Origin of the sequence: Epibacterium sp. Ofav1-8 (assembly GCF_022348185.1) — a bacterium.
Taxonomy (GTDB): domain Bacteria; phylum Pseudomonadota; class Alphaproteobacteria; order Rhodobacterales; family Rhodobacteraceae; genus Epibacterium.
Window position 1 is genome coordinate 1 of record NZ_JAKRFD010000003.1, and the last position, 17812, is coordinate 17812.

Below are 17812 nucleotides of genomic sequence, written 5' to 3' on the forward strand. Positions count from 1 at the left end.
GGCGGCGACCTCGCTGGCGGATGGCGCCACCGACGCGCAGGGCAGCGTGGCGGTGGGGGTGCAGCAGGTGCTGACCTACACGGTGGAGAACACCGGCAATGCGACCCTGACCCTGAGCGGCACGCCCGCCAGCGCGGCGGCGAGCAACGTCAGCGTGGACAGTATCTCCGCCCCGGGCACCAGCAGCCTTGCGGCCAGCGCCAGCACCACCTTCACGGTGGCCTACACGCCAACGGCGGCGGGGGCGTTCTCCTTCGAGCTGGACGTGGACAGCGACGACGCCGACGAGGGCACCTATGACCTGACGATCAGCGGCACGGCGACGCAGGCCCCCGGGTTCAGCCAGGCGATCGCGCCGGGGGCGATCCTGGCGGATGGGACGGCGACGGTGACATTCACCATCGACAACAGCGCCAATGCGACCGCTGCGACGGCGCTGGATGTCACCAACACCCTGCCCGCAGGGGTGGAGGTCGCGGCGACGCCCAATGGCTCCACCACCTGCACCGGCGGCACGCTGACGGCGAGCGGTGGCGGCAGCACGATCTCCTACACCGGCGGCACGGTGAGCGCGGGCGCCAGCTGCACGGTGCAGGCGGATGTGACCGCCGCGAGCGACGGCAGCTACAGCAACACCAGCGGCGATCTGACCTCAAGCCTGGGCAATTCCGGCCCCTCCAGCGCGTCGCTGACCGTGGCCTCGCCGGAGATCGACCTGCAACGCCCGGCGGCGACCTCGCTGGCGGATGGCGACACCGATGCGCAGGGCAGCGTGGCGGTGGGGGTGCAGCAGGTGCTGACCTACACGGTGGAGAACACCGGCAATGCGACCCTGACCCTGAGCGGCACGCCCGCCAGCGCGGCGGCGAGCAACGTCAGCGTGGACAGTATCTCCGCCCCGGGCACCAGCAGCCTTGCGGCCAGCGCCAGCACCACCTTCACGGTGGCCTACACGCCAACGGCGGCGGGGGCGTTCTCCTTCGAGCTGGACGTGGACAGCGATGACGCCGACGAGGGCACCTATGACCTGACGATCAGCGGCACGGCGACGGGCAGCGCGGAAATCGGCGTCGGCTCTTCCAGCGGGGGCACTCTGGAGGACGGTGATACGGATACGATCCCCGGGACCCCAAGCGCGGGTTCCGCCAATGTCATCACCTACACGTTCACCAATTCCGGCTCCGATACGCTCAACATCACGACACCGACCGTTGCCGGAAATATTTCCAACGAAACCAACGTTGCGGTGAACGGTTTGACGCTGGCGTCAAATACGGTGGCGAGCGGTGGAGGGACCACGACGCTTGAGATTTCCTATACGCCGCAAGCCAGCGGGGCCTATAGTTTTGATCTGCAAGTGGCCAATGACGATGCGGATGAAAGCCTGTACAACATCACGGTGGCCGGGACCGCGAGCGGGACGCCGGAAATCGAGGTGTCCTCCTCGGCCAGTGGGGCGCTGAGTGATGGCGGCACCGACAGTATCGCAGGAGCGATAACCCCCGGCACCGCCACGTCGGTCACCTATACCATCACCAACAGCGGCACGGATGTTCTGACCCTCGACGCGCCGTCGGTGGCCAGCAGCATCAGCAATCAGAACAACGTGACGGTGGACAGCCTGTCCCTGGCGGCGACAAGCGTTGCCAGCGGCGGCGGCACCACCACATTGCAGGTGGACTATACCGCCACCGCAGGCGGCGCCTATGGGTTTGATCTGAGCCTTGGCTCTGACGACGCGGATGAGGACCCGTTTGACATTTCCGTCACGGGCACGGCGCAGAGCGTGGCCAGCGGGCTTTCGGTCCAGTCAGGCTCCGGCCAGGTGGCCGAGGTCGGCGCGCAATTCGCCGCGCCCCTTGTTGCGCTGGTGACTGATAGCGGCGGCGCTGGCGTCGCCGGGGTCGATGTGACCTTTACCGCACCGGCGAGCGGTGCTTCGGTGGTCTTTGCCAGCACCGGGACACGGACCGAAACCGTCACCACCGGCTCTGACGGCACGGCGACCAGCTCTGCCATGACGGCCAATGATACGGCGTCCAGCTATGCCGGTGGATCGGCACTGACCTCCTATGATGTCAGCGCAAGTGCAACCGGCCTCAGCAGTGTCAGTTTTGCGCTCACCAATGACCGGGATGCAGAGGCGGATATTCAGAAAACCCAGGAAGTGATTGCGGCCTTTGTCTCCAACCGCGCCAATACCATCGTGTCCAATCAACCGGATCTGGTGTCGCGACTGACACAAGGCGGGTTGGCGCGGCAGCAGGGGCGCAACGGGTTTGGGTTGCGCGCCACCTCAAACGGCAGATCCGCGACGTTCCGCTTCAGCCTGCGCGCGCTGCTGGAGGAAGCACGCCGCCGCAATGACGGGTCGCGCTGGCGCGAGTCGCTCCGGACCGCTGAGGCGGGCGCAGAGGCCGCGGCGGAGGATGTTTTGGCGGCGCGGGATCCTGCGCTGCGGTTCAGCGCCACGGCTCCTGCCGGATCGGAGACGGCGGAGGCGGACGCCCCGGCCTCTGCGCCCGTGATCGCCTCGGGATGGGACCTCTGGGCCGAGGGCACCTATGCGGTGACCGAGAACGGCAACTTCGAGAGCCGCTCCGGCCTGTTCTTTGCGGGCGCAGACTACCGCTGGTCGGACAAGGTTGTACTGGGGGTGATGGGGCAGCTGGATATCACCGACGAGGACAATGGCGCCGCCGGAACCTCGGCCAGTGGTACAGGCTGGATGGCCGGGCCCTATGTGGTGGTGCGTCTGGACCAGAACCTCTATCTCGATGTTGCGGCGACCTATGGGCAATCCTCCAACACCGTCAATGCGCTTGGGCTGTTCGAAGATGATTTCGACACCGAGCGGTTCCTGTTGCAAGGCGGGCTGACCGGGGATTTCAAACTGGATGCGCGCACCACGATCAGCCCGTTTGCGCGGCTGACCTACTACTATGAAAAGCAGGAAAGCTATACGGATACGCTCGGCCGGGTGATCCCCTCGCAGGACTTCGACCTGGGGCGGTTCGAGTTCGGGCCCAGGATTTCCTGGCAGCTTGTCTTGGACGGGAACACGCAGCTGTCGCCTTATCTGTCGTTCTCGGGCATCTATGATTTCAACAAGTTGCAGGGGGCCAATCCGACGGACGCCACGCTGGCGTCGTCGCAATCGGATTTCCGGGGCCGGCTGGAGGCCGGTGCAACCTTCGTGGTGCCGGATCGCGGGATAAAAGTCGCGGTCGAAGGGTTCTACGACGGGATCGGGGCGTCGGATTTCGAATCCTATGGGGCCAGCCTGAACATTCACATCCCGTTCTGACGCCCGGGTTGTTTGGAACGCGGGCTGGCCTGCGTCTGTGTCCCGGAGGGCGACGAACCTGCGCGTGGGGGCGGGGCTCTGCCACCATGCGCCGCGGCTGAGGCAATGTCTGCAATCGCAGATACCACCATAGCCTTCTTCATCCGGTATGCCTGGCCGCGCGAAATGCAAGTGTCGCCAATAAAACGGCTGCACAGGTGAGGCCAAGGCAAAACCCGATCCAAACGCCCGGCGCGCCAAAGCTTGCGGCCTCGGCAAGGAACAGACCACCCCCCAGTCCGACAACCCAGTAGCAACTCGTGCTCAGCAGCATCGGCATGACTGTTTGACGTAGCCCGCGCAGCGCATGGATGTAGACGATCTGCAAAGCGTCGAACACAAAAAATGGAGCAGTCCACCGGAGCAGATTGATCATCAGAAACCTGGCCTCCGTCGATATGTCGGAGTTTGAGAAAAGCGTGACAGTTGCCTCGGCGAATACTCCGGCAATGAGTGCAAGGCATGCGGCAACAGCTCCGGCAACCGTTACGCCAAGGCGAAGCAACCGAGTGAGACCTGCACGTCCTTTGGCACGGTTCGCGGCAATGCGCGCCGCTAGAACTTCCCCCAATGCACCGCTCGCGGCGTAATTCAGTTCCATGACAGCAAAAACCAATGTTCCGGCGGCGAGCCATACCGTTGAGTAACCCCCCAAAAGATAGAGCACGACGATAAACAGAACGCTTTCGAGCGCCTGTTGCGCGCCAGCCGCCCATCCAAGGCGGATAATGTCAGCCGTGAAGCGGAGGATGACATGGCGTCGAAGCCGTCTCACCCTCACAAGGTGCGAGCGGAGCACGACCCCCAAAAGCACACTCGCGGCACCGGCGTTCACCCCAAGTGTCGCCCAGGCAGCGCCCGCCACACCAAACCCTTGCCACGCACCAATGCCATGAACGAGCGCAATACTTGCCACGAGGTTCCCCAGAACAATTCCCATAGAGATCCACGTGATTGCAGCCGTCCTCTCCATGGCGTTCAGGACGTTCTTGAGCACGGCGAGCAGAAGCGCGGGCGCTATGGCCCATGCGAAGATGCTTGCATAGCGATCAAAAGCGCCAACGAGGTCGGGGTCGTATCCGCTCGCCGTCAATATTGCGCCAGAAGCGAGTGCGACGATTATGGCCGCGGTGACGAACGGGATGATGAGCGCGACAGAGGCCAAGACAACAGCACCACAGCGCGCTGGATCTGGTTTTTCCGCCATCAGAACTGTCCCTATGGACAGAACCGCGAAGCCAATCACCATCACGGACAACAGGATGGTTTTGCCCAGGCCGACCGCCGCAAGTTCGGTTGTGCCAAGCGCGCCAACTACCGCGAGATCAGTCAGCCCGACAAGGATCTCAGTCAGATAGAAGGCTCCGATGGGAAGGGCGGTCCTGACGAGTGATCGGGACGTTATAGGGGGGGCAGGTTTTCGAGTATTGGACATGTGGGCACCGTGCTGTGTTGCACGGTCACCCAAAGAGCTGATGACCTTGGACCACCGAATGTCGTCGGCGGGGCAGCTTACCGCCGCAGAGATTATCCATCCGAGACATTAGAAGCAATAACCGATAGCAGCGCATTTCTGCGCGGCAGCGTTTGATGGTGGCGCGCGCGCTTCGGGCCAGGTGGTGTGCAGCTTTCTGGCGAAACAGATGGCCGCGGCGCGCCGTCGCGCTGTCTCCGCCCCCGCGGCGGGGGCTGGTGGCTGCCGCTGTCGGTCCCGGCTGGCGCGACCGTATCGCGGGTCAGGGCGCAACCTTGTGATTGGGCGAGCCGCTGACGATGGTGCCACCGACCGACGTCGAACACCCCACATAGGCCACCGGCATGCCGTCATCGCGGGATTGGCCGGAGCCGGATGTAATCACCGCACCGCAACTGGTCTTGTCGCCGACCCGCGCAACCGGGCGGCCATCGATCACCGCACTGCCACCGCTGACGATCTGGCATTTGCGACAGCGCGGGCAGGCGTGGGTGTCTCCGACACGGGCTACAGGTTGCATGCAACGTCTCCGACAAGCTCTCCAGGCATTGGGATCACTCCTTCTGGCTGAGGCATTCTTCAACCAGGGGCAGGGCGTCCCGCGCGGCGTTCTGCAAGGTCGGAACCTGGGCGCTGCCACTGCCGCCCATGCTGACCGCGCCCTTGAGGTTGATGCTGCCCGCTTCGAGGGTGATGCCGGATGCATCCAGCGTGATCTTGCCGCCGGGCCCCTTGATGACGAATTTCTCGAACGCCATCAGCGTGTGCTTGGCGGTGTTGTTGGTGATCGACTCGGTCACGTTGAGGGTGGACTTCCCGAACACGGTTTCCTCGTGGTTGCGGCCGATCTGGACCAGGTGATCGGCATAGATGTCCTGCTTGTGGATATTGCCCACCACATGCACATGGTCCTTGCCGTATTTCTCCTGCTGGTCGCGCCCGACCTGATAGGTCACATCCTGCCCGATCGTCTCGCGCTGGTCGCGGCCCACCGACATGGTTTCATCCTGGCCGACGGTCTGTGTCCGGTCGCGGCCGATGCTGTTGCTTTCGTCCCGACCGATGGTCTTGGAGCGGTCGTTTTCGATAACGATCTCCTGATCCTTCTGGCCGTGCATGTAGATCAGCTCCTGATCCCGCTCGTCCTCGAAGGTCAGCTCGTTGAAGCCGCTGCCCTTGTGGGTGTCGGTCTTGAACACCGATTTGGTCTTGTTCGCGGGCAGGGGGTAGGGGGGCTTGTTGCGCCCGTTGTAGACACAGCCCGTGACCAGTGGTTTGTCGGGATCCCCTTCGAGGAATTCGACCACCACCTCCATGCCGATGCGCGGGATCACCATGCCGCCCCAGCCTTGCGAGGCCCAGTTCTGGCTCACCCGGCAGCGCATCGAATAGGCTTTCTCCAGATCCCAGTGGAAATGCACCAGGATGCGCCCGTGTTCGTCGCAGTCGATTTCACCCTCGCCGACCACCACGGCTGTTTGCGGGCCCTGCACGATGGGCAGCGGCGTGATCCGCGGGGGCACCATCGGGGCGGCCACCGGCATCAGGCGATACTGCGCCGTGAAGGGGCGGTCATGGCTGTGATCGCTGCTGACGGAGCCATAGGCCTGGCTCACGAAACAATAGCGCGCGCTGAGGCAGAGATGCTCTCCGCCGTCGCCGGGCACCGCATCGCCGCCGCCCAGGGGCACCACCAGGCCGGGTTTCAGCCCGACGATGTCGCCAGCCGCCGCGTGCCGGGCGTCATGGCCGCGTTCCTCTTCGCAGCGCAGCTGTGCCACCGTCTTGCCGCGCCCGAGGTCCAGGTAGTCACCGGGGTAATCATAGGCTTCGATCTGGCCCTCGGCATATTGCGCATCCCCCATGCGGTCGGATTCCATCGCCGCCATCGGGGTCTTGAAGTTGTAGTCCATCAGCCGTGTGGCGCCGGTGGTCAGGCGCCGCTCCGGTCCCCAGGACCAGAAATGCTCGCCCTGCACGCCGCGGTTGTCGGCGGTGCCGAAATAGGGCCGCTGGGCCAGCCGGTCATGGCTGCCGACATCATCACTCAGCACCAGCGTGTGCTGGCCATCGCCGTGGCGGAAGCTGAAGGAAATGCCGAAACGCTCCATCAGCCGACGGGCAAAGGCCAGATCGCTTTCGCGGTACTGCACGGTGTATTCAAGTTCGGGATAATCCGCCGTCAGCGCCACATCCAGATGCGGGCTGCCCAGATGGGCGTAATCCGCCAACAGCTCCTGAAGGATCTCCACAACCGTCTTGTTGTGAAAGATACGCTGGTTGCGCCGTTTGTCGGCGAGCCAGATCCACGGTTGCAGGCGCAGGTCATAGCGCCAGCCGTTTTCGCCGGGACCGCGCCAGCGTACTTCGGTGATGATCCCGTCAAAGGGCACCGGCCCATCGGCCCCCGCCAGGGTCACGGTGGCGTGGGTGCCCAGCAGCGCGTCGAAATCAAGATCATCACGCGGTGCCAGTGCCTCGACGGTGAAGTCGAACAGCTCGTTCAGCGCCTCGCTGCCGTCAAATCGCAGCAGCACCAGCGCATCCGGACCAAGAACAGTGTTGAACCGCCCAAGCCGGGCGTCCTGGACAAAAACATTCATAAAGCAAAACCCTAAAAGTTGTATCCGAACCTATGGGCTTCAGCCTCAGGGTCAAGGGGGGATGGGGCCTTCGCGGCGGGGAAATTTTGCCATCGCGCCGCGAATACGCGGCGTGCTGCCGACCCGGGGACACTGGGGCGCGATCCCCGAGGGGCCGGAAATCGGCTATTCCGCGATCAGCGTTGGGATTTCACCGCCGCGGTTGCGCGCGGGCGTCGCCGCGGCAGGCGGCGCCGAATGACGGCATACATGTCGGCAAAGGGACGCAGGTAGATATTGCGGATGTCGGAGGCATGCGCCTCGGTCTGCGACAGGCCGAACGTCAGCTCCGTATCGGGTTCGGACAGATGCAGCGACCCGAACAGCCAGTCCCACAGCGCAAAGGCAACGCCAAAGTTCTTGTCGTAGTGGCGCTTGGCGCTGGAATGATGGATCTGGTGCTGCGCCGGGGAAATCAGAAGATGTTCCAGCCAGGGCCAGTATCTGATCGAGATATGGGAATGTCGCAGGTTCGAACCGGCGACATGAAACACAAAAGAGAAAACGCTGACCCCCAGCACCGTCACCAGATCGACGCTCGGGCCGAACAGGAACAGAAAGCTGGCCATGACGCTGCCCTGCACAAAGGCGGTCCGGAACGCGTAGAGCACGCCCTCCAGCGGGTGCACGCGATAGACGGTCACGGGGGTCATCGTCTCGGCGGAATGATGGACCTTGTGGATCGCCCACAGCAACGGCCATCGGTGCATCATGCGATGCAGGACGTATTTGGTGAGATCGTCCATCAGAAAGATGGTGACGGTGAACAGCACGGTCACCAGCGCCACGGGGGCGTCCGAAAACAGCTCGCGATGCAGCACGGGCAGGTCGAGCAGCAGATAATAGACCGCGGTGGCAATCGCCAGCTGCGACAGCAGCAGCGGCGAGATGAACAGCGTAAAAATCCGGTTGATTACAAAGATCTTGTAATCGGCCCGTGCCGAGGCGGACCACAGAATGCTGCGATCAAACACCTTTTGCAGCGCATCCCGGAACGAGCATCGGCGCACGGCCACCAGCCACAGGAGCGCGATCAGGATCGCGGCCAGAAGATAGCCGACAAAGATGCGTTTCTTCGGATCGTGAAAATCCGAAAAGACGTCGCCGAGATGACCGAGAAACTCCACGATGCAACTCCCTGGGCTTATGGCGCGGCGCGCTCACGCAGGCGCGTTCCGGTGCGGGCGCGGATGCCGTCCTGCACGCCGGTGTCCCATGCGGCGGCATCTGCGCCGCATGGGAGAAGCTGTGATCAGTCGGATTCTGCCGACGCGTTGGTGCCGAGCTTTTCAGCCAGATCCGCCAGTCCGGCGGTGGCGTCATTGGCGCGGGATTCGATGCCGAAGGTGTCGATCATGGCCTTTTGGACCTTCAGCATGTTGACCTGGTAATCCTCAAAGGACATCTCGCGTTCGCGCAGGAAATTGCCGTCGGCGTCGATGTCCGACACCATCTTGCCATCAGGCATGGCCGGGCCGAACCCGACCAGCCAGTTCAGGTCGAAGGCGGTCGCGCCCAGGTTGTTCTTGCCCGACTGAAGCGCCATGCTGAAGCCCTTCAGCTCGCCCCAATGCTTCACGTAGGCACGCAGCGCTTTTTCGTCGGATGCGTCGGATTTCAGCGCTTCGAGGTCATTGTAGACAGAGCCTGCATATTTGAAAACGGCCTCTGCGATGACCTTTTCCCAGTTGCTTTCGATCACCTCGGCATAGGATTTGAGCTCGTTGCGCTGCGCGTCGGTCAGCGCCTCGCCCTCGGCGGAGGCGATCAGGGCGCGCCCGTCGCGGAAGGCGGCAAAGATGGTTTGCAGATAGCTGGTGGATTTGGTGCCACCCTTGTCGGCGCCAGCGGCATAATAGGCCGGGCCAAAGACCATTTCCGTCTTCAGGTCGACAACCCCGTCACCATTGGCATCGGCCGCCGCGAGATCGGTTTGCTTGGCGATCGCATAGGCCTGCTGCGGGCTCAGGCTGGCGGTATGCGCCGGGGCGCCGAAATAGCCGAACGCCTCGTCCCAGGAATGTTCCTTGCCGGTGTAGGCGGCACCCTCGGAATAGGGCTGATCGTTGGGTTTGGTGTCGGCGTCCAGTTTTTCGTCCAGGTAGTTGTCGACGGCCTGATTGTAGGCCATTGCGCCCAGCGTGAACTTGGAGATCAACTGTGCCCAGTCGTAGCCGTTGACCGCGTCATAGCCCTGTTCCGCGGCCGCGGCGTGGCGAATCATCTCGCGCGCAACCTCGACGCCGGATTTGTTGCCGGGCCAGGCCAGCATGGCGCCGCTGTAGAATTTGCCCGCGATGTTCTTGCCCGACGAAATCTCGTTCACGGTGGACTGCTTGACCGGGAAGCCGTCTTTGGAAGCGGGGGCGATGATCTCCAGATCGTCATCGGAGCCTTCGAAATAGGCCAGCAGCATCGCTTCGAGCTGCGCGGCATTGTTGCCACCATCGCCCTTGCCTGCGAGCTTTTTCAGGCTGTCGTGCAACACGTGACGGGCCACCTGCCCGGAATAGGACACCGAGTTTTCGGCGTCGCCGCTGTAGCCTTTCACCGTGACCGGGAACGGGCCGTAGGCGTCACTGGCCATGGCAGCCGTGCCGATAAAGCTGGCAACCACCAGGCATGTTGTCGCTTTGAGCGTTGACGCGATCATAGGGATCTCCTCCAGTATTTTGGTCTCGGCGAGGGCCGATTTGTTATTCAGAGTGTTTTTGTCAATTAATGACCGCAAACGTCAAGGGGGCCCGTCGTGCCGGGTCGATTTTCTCGAATTCCGCACTTGGAAGCGCGCCACACCGCCCGGGCGGCATGGCGCGGGGCGTGTCGCAGCTGTGTGAAATAAAATCGGGCCACCCCCTTTCGGGAATGGCCCAGACAGATTTCAGCTAAAGGTGGGGCGATGTGTTACTCCGCCGGGTGCGCCTTGGGGTCTTCGACCACCACGTTGTTGTTGGTCGGATGCTCATCCTTGTGAAACAGCGGGTAGATGAACAGGAAGGCGGCCGCGATCAGGTAGCCACCGGAGACGCTGGTCAGCTCCGGCCAGTGCAGGCTGGCGCCATGGATGATGCCAAGCGCCGACATCGCCGCCGCCGCCAGGGCAAAACCACCCGCGTTGCGGAAATTGCCGTCGATGACGCTGGCGACGATCGCGCCCCAGATCAACCCGGTGAGGATCGCGCCCTGAGACAGCGACAGGTGGCCACTGAAATGCGCGCCCTGCTGCAACAGCGCCGCGGTCAGCGCTTCATCGCCCAGCTGCGGCACGCCCGCAACGCCCACCGCGCCGAGCGCCCCAATGAGAGAGCCCCATTTCACCATCAGGAAGGCCGAGACATGCGGCATCATCGCGATGGTGACGGCGGCCATATGCTCGGTCTTGACCGAATGGGCGGTGTTGGTGATCAGGCTCAGCGCCACAAAGACCAGCACCGGTGCGGCAGCAGCCACCGGGATCAGGTTGTTGAGGAAGGCGAGCAGGCCGAAGATCGCCGCCAGCGGAATGACCGTGCCAACGCCGATGATATAGCCCGCATGCGCGCCCATGCGTTTATAGGCCGGGTGGCCGATATAGGCGGTGGTCGGGAAGGGCGAGCCGAAGACCGCGCCGATCATGGTGCCGACCCCGTCGGTGATCTGGCAGGTGGCCACCGGATAATGATCGCCGGCGCTTTCGGCGCTCTCGACGTTGTTCATGGTCTCGATGAAGTTGTAGATCTGCACCGGCACCAGCACCAGGAACAGCTCCGGGTTAGCAAACAGGTACTGGATACCTGCAATCAGGTCGCCGACATAGGGCAGCGGCGGATAGAAACCGATCCCCTCGACGTTGATGGTCGAGGTGCCAAGCGCCAGCGCCACCACGGTGCCGACGATCAGCGCCAGCAGGCCGGCGGGGATATTGTAGGGCAGGCGGAAGCGGCCCACGAGGCCCCAGAGGATGATGATCATCGAAGCAAAGCCGATAAACGGGTTTTCAAACACGGTGGCCAACGGCACTGAACCGATGAACACCAGCGCAATGCCGCAGAGCGTGCCAAGCATGCCCGCGCGCGGGGTCACCCGTTTGAGCCAGGGGCCGATGACAGCGCCCAGGGCGGCGACGATACCGCCCATGAAGCCGGCGCCGATGCCCACCTGCCAGGCCAGCAGCGGATCATTGGTGGCCCAGTAGATCGGCCCGATCACGCCAAACAGATAGACAAACATCACCGGCGTCGAAATGCCGTAGGGCAGGGCGGTCACGTCTCGCCCGTGTTGCGCCGCAGCCCGTTTGGCCAGCGCCACATAGACCGCGATCCCGGCCAGGATCGCCACTGCCGCACCGGGCACGATGCGGCCATAAACGATCTCGGCAGGCATCTGGAACACAAACTGGCAAATGCCGGCCAGCACCATCAGGTTGATCAGATTGTCGGTGAACAGCGCCCAGAACGCGCTGAAGTCGCTGCGGTGAAACAGCTTGTAGCTATAGCTCCCATCCCTCATGGGGACCTCCCTTGGTAGCCCGGCAGATGTGGCTGGTAACTCCTCCCGCCACAGCAACCCGGTGATGCGTTACTGCGCCGCGAGATGCGACACAGCCTCCCCGAATTCGGGGTGACATGCGGCAGTTTCAGAGGTCAGCGCCGTGATCACTTCTGCCGCAACCTGTGCGGCGATCACGGCTGGCCGCTTGTCGCGGCTACCGCCTGCCCCGATGGGGCAGATCAGATCTGCGACAGAGAGCCCGTCGCAGTGGTCTTGGGTCCAGCTGGCGAATTTCGCCCGCTTGGTGGCAGAGCCGATCATGCCGACGTAGGCTGCATCGCCCCGTTGCAGGGCGGCAGAGGTCAGCAGGAAATCCAGCCCGTGGTCATGGGTCAGTACGATGAAAGCGCTGCAGGGGGCTGCGTTCATCACGTCGATTTCGGGGATTGCGCTCTGGCGGCGCTCGACCTGCGCGCGGGACTGGTCCAGTTCCTCCTCGCGTTGGTCGATCAGCACCGCGCGCACCGGCAGATGCTGGAACAGATCCGCAAGCGCGCGACCCACATGGCCTGCGCCGAGGATATAGACGGCGGGCAACGCCGCGTCCTGTGCCTCTGCTTCGCGCAGGGCAGCCTCCTTGTCGCTGGTGCTCATCCGTGTGAGGGCGATCTCCACCCGCCCGCCGCAGCATTGGCCGATCTCGGGGCCAAGCGGCACATCCATGTGGTGCGACAGGTTTCCCGCCGCCAGCAAATCCCGCGCCGACGCGATGGCAAGATGCTCCAGCTGGCCACCGCCGATGGTGCCAAAGAGGCTCTCGGCGCGCACATACATCTCTGTGCCCATGTTGCGCGGCGAGGACCCCCGCACCCGCGTCAGCCGCAGGCTGGCCACCGGGCCGGGCGCGTCGAGAAATTGGCGAAGCCGCTCTGCCTGCATGGCCTCACCCTCCGGCCTTCAGTCGTTCGACGGCCATCAGCACGCGTTCTGGCGTGGCGGGCGTCTCAAGACGCGGGCACTCGCGATAGTCGGCAACCGAGGCCACCGCCATCGACAGCGCCTCCAGCACCGAGATCCCCAGCATGAAGGGCGGCTCGCCTACGGCCTTGGAGCGTTTGATGGTCATCTCACGGTTTTCCGACCAGTCGGCGAGGGCGACGTTGAAGCTGCGCGGCCGGTCCGAGGCCAGCGGGATCTTGTAGGTCGAAGGCGCATGGGTGCGCAGGCGCCCTGCATCATCCCACCACAGTTCCTCGGTGGTGAGCCAGCCCATGCCCTGGATGAACGCGCCCTCAACCTGACCCTTGTCCAAGATCGGGTTCAGCGAGCGACCTACATCATGCAGGATGTCGGTGCGCTCCACCCGGTATTCCCCGGTGAGCGTGTCGATGGCGACCTCCGAGCAGGACGCGCCATAGGCGTAGTAGTAGAACGGCCGCCCCTTGCCCGCGGCGCGGTCCCAGTGGATCTTGGGCGTCTTGTAGAACCCTGCCGCCGACAGATGCACCCGCGCCATATAGGCCTCGCGGATGAAGGTCGCGAACTCCACCACCTCCTCGCCGATGCGAATGTGGTTGGGGCCAAAGCTGACCGCGCTTTCGGCCACGCCCCGGCTCTCGGCAGCGAATTTCACCAGCCGCGTCTTGATCTGTTGGCAGGCATCCAGCGCCGCCATACCGTTGAGGTCGGACCCGGAAGAGGCCGCTGTGGCAGAGGTGTTCGGGACTTTTTCGGTGGTGGTCTTGGTGATCTTGATGCGGTCGAAATCGACCTGAAACGCCTCGGCCACCACCTGCGCGACCTTGGTGTTCAGACCTTGACCCATCTCGGTGCCGCCGTGGTTCAGATGGATCGACCCGTCGTTGTAGATGTGGATCAGCGCACCGGCCTGATTGTACCAGGTGGCGGTAAAGGAGATGCCGAATTTGACCGGCGTCAGCGCGATGCCACGGCGGATGATGCCGCCCTTGGCATTCTCGGCAATGATCGCCGCGCGGCGGGCCTGATAGTCGGCGCTTTCCTCCAGCTCCTCGACAATGCGACCGATCACATTGTCCTCCACCTCCTGATGATAGGGGGTGAGGGTGCGGCCATCGCCGGGTTGGCCATAGAAATTGGCCTTGCGCACCTCCAGCGGGTCCTTGCCGAGCGCATAGGCGATTTCCTCGATCATTCGTTCCGCTGCGACCACGCCCTGCGGGCCGCCAAAGCCGCGAAATGCGGTGTTGGACACGGTGTTGGTCTTCTGCGGGCAGGAGGTCAGGCGGACATGCGGATAGAAATAGGCGTTGTCGGCGTGGAACAGGGCCCGGTCGGTGACGGGGCCAGACAGATCAGAGGAATAGCCGCAGCGCGCCGCAAACTGGCTGTCCACCGCCTGAATGCGCCCTTCACCGTCAAAGCCCAGATCGTAATCGATCACAAAATCATGCCGCTTGCCGGTGGCGGTCATGTCCTGATCGCGGTCGGGGCGGATTTTTACCGGACGGTTCAGCTTCTTGGCGCCAAGGACGGCGACGGCGCAGAACAGGTTCATCTGGCTTTCCTTGCCGCCAAACCCGCCGCCCATGCGACGCACGTTCACCACCACCGCATTCGACGGCACGCCCAGCACATGAGACACCATATGCTGCGCCTCGCTCGGGTGTTGGGTGGAGCAATGCACGATCACATCGTCATCCTCGCCCGGCAGGGCAAAGGCGATATGCCCCTCGAGATACATATGATCCTGCCCGCCGACAGTGACGCGGCCCTGCACACGGTGCGGCGCTTCGGCCAGACCAGCCTCCACATCGCCGCGCTCTAGTTTCAGCGGATCGGTGACCATCGGCATGCCTGCATCGCGCGCCGAAATCGCATCCAGCGCATGAGGCAGCACGTCGTAATCCACATCCGCCAGCTCCGCCGCCCGCCGTGCCGCATCTCGGCTCTCGGCGATCACCGCAAACAGCGGCTGGCCGTGGAATTCCACCTTCTCGGTGGGGAACACCGGCTCGTCATGTTTGCCGGTGGGGCTGACATCGTTGACCCCGGGGATGTCCTCGGCGGTCAGCACGGTCACCACGCCCGGCGCAGATCGCACGCGGGTCAGATCCATGCTGCGGATGTTGGCGTGGGCCACGGTGGAGACCCCGAGATAGGCGTGCAGGGTGCCTGCGGGTTCCAGAATGTCATCGGTATAGTCGGCCCGGCCCTGCACCTGCTTGATGGCGCTGTCGTGCTTGAGGTCCTGATGGGCGGCGCCCTTGATCTCGGCGGTGGTGTTCAGATCTTTCATGGTCCTGTCCTCCCTCACGCGATGGCCAGACGCACCGGCGCGTCCTGAGCGGTGTCATGTTCCAGCTGGAACCGGCGCAGCAGGTTGGCCGCGACGGTCAGGCGGTACTCGGCCGTGGCGCGCCAGTCCGTCAGCGGCTGGAAATCCTGCGCCAACGCCTGGGCGGCAGCATCGAATGTCTCTGTGGTAAAGGGCTGTCCGACCAGCGCAGCTTCGGTATGCGCGGCCCGTTTCGGAGTGGCTGCCATGCCGCCAAACGCCAGACGGGCGGCGGTGATGATGCCATCACTGACGGTGACGCTGATCCCGGCGGCCACCGAGGAAATATCCTCGTCGCGGCGTTTGGAGATCTTGTAGGCCGCGTCGATCTGACCCGGCTGGCTGCGCGGAATGCGGATAGCGGCGACAAAATCGCCCGCCTCGCGGTCCTGTTTGCCATAGTCGATAAAGAAATCTTCCAGCGGCAGGATGCGGGTGCCACGCAGGCTTTGCAGCATGACCTCTGCGCCAAGGGCGATCAGCACCGGCGGCGTGTCCCCGATCGGCGAGCCATTGGCGATATTGCCGCCGATAGTGCCCATGTTGCGCACCTGCCAGCCGGCGATGCGGTCCCAATATTCGCCGAGATGCGGGAAGGCCTCGCGGATCGCGGCCTCGCTCTCGGAATAGGTGACACCAGCGCCGATGGTCAGCGCGTCATCATTCAGCTCGATGGACTTCAGGCCCTCCAGATGGGTGATGAAGACCACCGGAGAGATCGGGCGCATGAATTTTGTGACCCACAGTCCCACATCGGTGGAACCAGCCACAATGGTCGCCTTGGGGGTGTCGGCCAACACCTTTGCCAGATCCGCCACATCCAGCGGCAGGATTGCGCGGTCGTCTTCGGGGCCGGTCTCGATACGCGATTTTGGCTGCAGCGCCATCAGCCGCGCGGTCACATCCGTGCGCTCCCGGGTCAGATGGTCATGCGCCGGGGTGCCGTATTGGGTGACGGCCATCGCGGCCCGAACAATCGGCTCATACCCGGTGCAGCGGCAGAGGTTGCCCTGGATGGCAGTCTCGACCTGCTGCATCGACGGCTCCGGATTGCCCATCCACAGCGCATAGAGCGACATCACAAAGCCCGGCGTGCAAAAACCGCACTGGCTGCCGTGATAGTCGACCATGGCCTGCTGGACGGGGTGCAGGCGGCCCATGGGTCCGGAGAGATGTTCGATGGTGACAATGTGGCACCCGTTCAGGGATGCGAGGAATCGGATGCAGGCATTGACCGTCTCATAATGCAGCTGGCCCTGATGCAGACGTCCGACCAGAACCGTGCAGGCACCGCAGTCGCCCTCGGCGCAGCCTTCCTTGGTGCCGGTCAGCCGCTGTTCGATCCGCAGATAGTCCAGAAGCGTGAGCGTTGCCTTCACATCCGTGACGGTCTTTTCCTCACCATTCAGAAGAAAGCGAATATCGTTCTGCTGAGCCATTTGCCCTCCAAATTCCAGCTCCTGATTGTCAGGAGTGTCGGGAGTTTACTGTTTCTGACTGCCTCGAAATATGGTGGGCTTTGCGAAATACTTTCAACAGATCGTTGAAAGAAGCAGGCCGAGCGCGCATGTATACTGGGCTTCGGCACAAGTGTTGAGGATTTTGAATGGCTTATAATGGCGTATCTTGAGAGCCTGCGGGTGTTCTGCCGGGTGGTGGAGCTGGGCAGCATCACGTCCGGCGGGCGCGACCTGCGTCTGACCCCGGCTGTGGCGAGCAAGCGAATCAAGGAACTGGAGCAGCATCTGGGCGTGCGGCTGTTCAATCGCACCACCCGATCGCTGACCCCGACCGAGGTGGGCAGCGAGTTCTACAAGGAAGCGCTGCGCATCCTGAGCGCCGTGGATGAGGCCGAAACCGTGGTGGCGCAATTCTCCGGGGCGCCGCGCGGCACGCTGCGGGTGACCGCGCCGCTGGCCGCCGGGCGGCGCATCATCGCGCCCCTGGTGCCGGATTTTGTCGAGGCGCATCCCGATATCGAGGTGCGGATGCGGATGTCCGACCGCAAGGTGGATATTCTGGCCGACGGCATCGATGTGGCGTTTTTTGTGGGCAATCCGCATGATTCCAGCCTGAAAATGCGCAAGATTGCCACCTGCGACCGGGTGCTCTGCGCCGCGCCCGCCTATCTGGAGCGGTTCGGCACGCCAGAGGCGCCCGAAGATCTGATGAAGGGGCACAATTGCCTGCTGCTGCGCTATCCACGGTCGCCGGAATACTACTGGACCCTGAACACCAGGTCCGGCTTTCGCAAGTTCGAGGTGAAGGGCAAATATGACGCCGATGACAGCGATGTGCTGCTGAACTGGGCGCTGGACGGCCGCGGCATCATCAACAAGCCGCGGTTCGAGGTGGCGCAGGCACTGCGCAGCGGCGCGCTGGTGGAAATCCTGCCCGAGGCGCATCCGATCCCGGCGACATTTGGCTGTCTTTACCCGCACAAGAAATTCCAGGATCCCAAAGTCAGGCTGTTGGTGGATTTCATCACCAGCCGGGGGCAGGCCTATCTGCAAGGGCTTGAGGCGCCGCGCGCCGATCCGGCCTGACGCGCACAAAAAAACGCC

11 protein-coding genes are annotated in these 17812 nt (G+C 63.4%); 2 read left to right on the forward strand and 9 right to left on the reverse strand.

Annotated elements, in window-relative coordinates:
* On the forward strand, positions 1-3307 hold a 3307-nt coding region (locus MHM97_RS05260; RefSeq protein ID WP_239320339.1), incomplete at its 5' end, for a DUF7933 domain-containing protein.
* Between the two features lie 139 nt (positions 3308-3446).
* Here MHM97_RS05260 and MHM97_RS05265 read toward each other — a convergent pair.
* The 9 genes from MHM97_RS05265 to xdhA form a co-directional block, all read right to left on the reverse strand.
* Positions 3447-4781 carry an MATE family efflux transporter gene (locus MHM97_RS05265; protein WP_239320342.1) on the reverse strand — a complete coding sequence of 445 codons (1335 nt, stop codon included), beginning with the start codon at positions 4779-4781 and terminating at the stop codon, positions 3447-3449.
* A 301-nt stretch (positions 4782-5082) separates the two neighbouring features.
* Positions 5083-5340, reverse strand: a complete 258-nt coding sequence (locus MHM97_RS05270) for a PAAR domain-containing protein (RefSeq protein WP_239320345.1) — start codon at positions 5338-5340, stop codon at positions 5083-5085.
* Between the two features lie 34 nt (positions 5341-5374).
* Positions 5375-7423: a type VI secretion system Vgr family protein gene (locus tag MHM97_RS05275; protein WP_239320348.1), complete on the reverse strand. Its 2049-nt coding sequence runs from the start codon at positions 7421-7423 to the stop codon at positions 5375-5377.
* Positions 7424-7599: 176 nt separating this feature from the next.
* Complete coding sequence (locus tag MHM97_RS22850) at positions 7600-8589, reverse strand: sterol desaturase family protein (RefSeq protein WP_239320351.1); 990 nt, start codon at positions 8587-8589, stop codon at positions 7600-7602.
* Positions 8590-8714: 125 nt separating this feature from the next.
* Entirely contained in the window at positions 8715-10115 is a 1401-nt protein-coding gene (locus MHM97_RS05285) for a DUF4856 domain-containing protein (RefSeq protein ID WP_239320354.1), read from the reverse strand.
* A gap of 251 nt (positions 10116-10366) precedes the next feature.
* Positions 10367-11950 (reverse strand): xanthine/uracil/vitamin C permease, encoded by a 1584-nt coding sequence (locus MHM97_RS05290; protein WP_239320356.1) that lies wholly within the window; start codon positions 11948-11950, stop codon positions 10367-10369.
* Positions 11951-12019: 69 nt separating this feature from the next.
* Complete coding sequence (xdhC, locus tag MHM97_RS05295; protein ID WP_239320358.1) at positions 12020-12871, reverse strand: xanthine dehydrogenase accessory protein XdhC; 852 nt, start codon at positions 12869-12871, stop codon at positions 12020-12022.
* Between the two features lie 4 nt (positions 12872-12875).
* Complete coding sequence (xdhB, locus tag MHM97_RS05300; RefSeq protein WP_239320360.1) at positions 12876-15209, reverse strand: xanthine dehydrogenase molybdopterin binding subunit; 2334 nt, start codon at positions 15207-15209, stop codon at positions 12876-12878.
* A gap of 14 nt (positions 15210-15223) precedes the next feature.
* A complete protein-coding gene (gene xdhA, locus MHM97_RS05305) occupies positions 15224-16687 on the reverse strand; it encodes a xanthine dehydrogenase small subunit (protein WP_239320362.1) in 1464 nt (487 codons plus the stop codon).
* 177 nt (positions 16688-16864) lie between these two features.
* Here xdhA and MHM97_RS05310 point away from each other — a divergent pair, with 177 nt between their 5' ends.
* The gene (locus MHM97_RS05310) at positions 16865-17794 is read left to right on the forward strand and encodes a LysR family transcriptional regulator (protein ID WP_239320364.1); all 930 of its coding nucleotides are present in this window, start codon (positions 16865-16867) and stop codon (positions 17792-17794) included.
* The last annotated feature ends 18 nt before the right edge of the window (positions 17795-17812 follow it).